The 1,862-nt window shown below is 74.2% G+C and carries 2 protein-coding genes; one reads left to right on the top strand and one right to left on the bottom strand.

Annotated features, from left to right (window positions below; translation table 11 throughout):
- Window positions 1-83: 83 nt before the first annotated feature.
- The gene (locus EAO72_RS41200) at window positions 84-1,739 is read right to left on the bottom strand and encodes a glycoside hydrolase family 31 protein (protein WP_410090570.1); all 1,656 of its coding nucleotides are present in this window, start codon (window positions 1,737-1,739) and stop codon (window positions 84-86) included.
- Here EAO72_RS41200 and EAO72_RS41195 point away from each other — a divergent pair.
- The coding region (locus EAO72_RS41195) for a TIM-barrel domain-containing protein (RefSeq protein ID WP_410090569.1) at window positions 1,638-1,862 on the top strand (225 nt) is incomplete at its 3' end. The genes EAO72_RS41200 and EAO72_RS41195 overlap by 102 nt on opposite strands.

Here is a 1,862-nt window from a genome sequence, read left to right as displayed (position 1 = left end):
GGTCCAGGCCGCGCCCATGCTCTGGGACCCCATCCGCTGCTCGGAGACCTGCCCGTCCTCCGACGGCGCCTGCGCGATGATCCTCACCGACCGGGCGGGCGCCGACCGTTCACCGCACCCTCCGCCGGAGCCCAGACCTCCAGTTCGAGCCCGCCGCCCGCGCCCCGTACCGGAATCACCGCACCGGCCCGCGCCAGCACCGGCACCCGTGACAGCGGCGCGCCGACCACCACCTGCCCCGGCCCCTCGTACACCGCGCCGCTCACCGTGTCGTACCAGCGCCCCGCCGGCAGCCGCACCGACCGCTCCTCGACACCCGGCTCCAGGACCGGCGCCACCAGCAGCGCGTCACCCAGCAGGAACGCGTCCTCGCACTCCCGCAGCGCCCGGTCGCCGGGCGCCGCCCACCACAGCGGACGCACATACGGGGCCCCGGTCAGCCGGGCCAGGTGCGCCAGCGTCACCCAGTACGGGCGCAGCCGCTCCCGCTCCCCCAGCACCTCCCGCGCCCCGTCGAGCACCCGCGGCCCGAACTCCCACGGCTCCCGGCGCCCCGCGTCGATCGCCGCGTGCGTACGGAACAGCGGAAGGTACGCCCCCAGCTGGAACCACCGCAGATACAGCTCGGGCGACGGCGAACCGTCGAACCCGCCCACATCCGGCCCCGAATACGGCACCCCGCACAGCCCGAGACCCAGCACCAGTGCCAGCGAGGCCCGCAGCCCCGGCCACCCGGTCGCCACGTCACCGGACCAGGTCCCCCCGTACCGCTGCATCCCGGCCCAGCCGGACCGCGAGAAGAGGAACGGCCGCTCGTCCGGCCGCAGCCGGAGCAGCCCCTCGTACCCCGCACGCGCCATCGCGAGGCCGTACACGTTGTGGGCCTCCCGGTGATCGCCGCCGCGCCCCTCCAGCGCGTGCCGGGACGAACGGGGCAGCGTCGGCTCACCGAACGCCGCGAAGGACACCGGCTCGTTCATGTCGTGCCAGACACCGGAGAACCCCTGCGCGAGGCGCTCCTCGTACAGCCCGCCCCACCACGCGCGCACCTGCGGATCGGTGAAGTCCGGATACACGCACTCACCCGGCCACACCTCCCCGCGCACCGTCCGTCCGCGCGCGTCCCGGACGAACGCGCCCGAAGTCCCCACCGCGGTACCGGCGTCGAAGACCGCGTTCCCCGGCACCGCCGCCACGGCCGGGTCCACGATCGACACCAGCCGCACCCCGTCCTCGCGCAACTCCTTCGCCAGCCCCGGCAGATCGGGAAAACGCTCGCGGTCCACCGTGAACACCCGGTGCGCGTCGAAGTGGTCGATGTCGAGATGGAGCACCGACAACGGCAGCCCCCGCTCCCGGTACCCCGCGACGATCCGCCGCACCTCCCGCTCGCTCCCGAACCCCCACCGCGCATGCTGCGGACCCAGCGCCCACGACGGCGGCACCGCCGGCGCGCCCGTCAGCCCCGACCATGCCTGGAGCACCCGGGCCGGCGTCCCGACCATTACCCAGCAGCGCAGCGGACCCCCGTCGACACGCACCTCGGACGTGCCCGGCCGGTCATGGCCGGAGCCGGCCCCCTCCACGCCCTCGCGCAGCGTCACCCGGCCCGCCCAGGAGTTGTCGTGGAACACCAGATGCGTCCCCGCGTCCGAGACCACCATCTGCACCGGCATCGTCAGATACAGCGGATCGTCGCGGGGTACCGGGAGCGGGGGCTGCCGTTGTCGGTGCTCCATCTCGACATCGACCACTTCGACGCGCACCGGGTGTTCACGGTGGACCGCGAGCGTTTTCCCGATCTGCCGGGGCTGGCGAAGGAGTTGCGCGAGGACGGGGTGCGGCTGGTGTCGATCGTGGAC

The organism is Streptomyces sp. OR43 (assembly GCF_008042275.1).
GTDB lineage: Bacteria > Actinomycetota > Actinomycetes > Streptomycetales > Streptomycetaceae > Streptomyces.
The sequence above is the reverse complement of the archived record's forward strand: the minus strand, read 5'-3'. Positions and strand labels throughout refer to the sequence as shown.